Origin of the sequence: Cognatundibacterium luofuense, assembly GCF_018139685.1 — a bacterium.
Lineage (GTDB): Bacteria > Pseudomonadota > Gammaproteobacteria > Burkholderiales > Burkholderiaceae_D > Undibacterium > Undibacterium luofuense.
This window is the reverse complement of the sequence record NZ_JAGSPN010000667.1, coordinates 1-280: the sequence shown is the minus strand read 5'-3', so window position 1 is coordinate 280 and position 280 is coordinate 1. Positions and strand designations below refer to the sequence as shown.

General features: G+C 52.5%; 1 protein-coding gene. It reads left to right on the top strand.

Annotation, left to right across the window (positions count from 1 at the left end; all coding sequences use genetic code 11):
• On the top strand, nt 1-280 hold a 280-nt coding region (locus KDM89_RS22115; protein ID WP_212689886.1), incomplete at both ends, for a tRNA-guanine transglycosylase.

Here is a 280-nt window from a genome sequence, read left to right as displayed (position 1 = left end):
TGATTCCGGCGGTTTCCAGGTGTTCTCGCTGGGCGCGATGCGCAAAATTACCGAAGAAGGTGTGAAATTTTCTTCCCCGATCAGCGGCGAGCGCCTGTTTCTGTCGCCAGAGATTTCCATGCAAATCCAGCGTTCGCTGAATTCCGATATCGTGATGCAGTTCGATGAATGCACACCTTATGAAATCGATGGCCGTCCGGCGACGACGGAAGAAGCCGGTAAATCCATGCGCATGTCGCTGCGCTGGGCGCAACGTTCTATCGATGAATTCAATAAAACC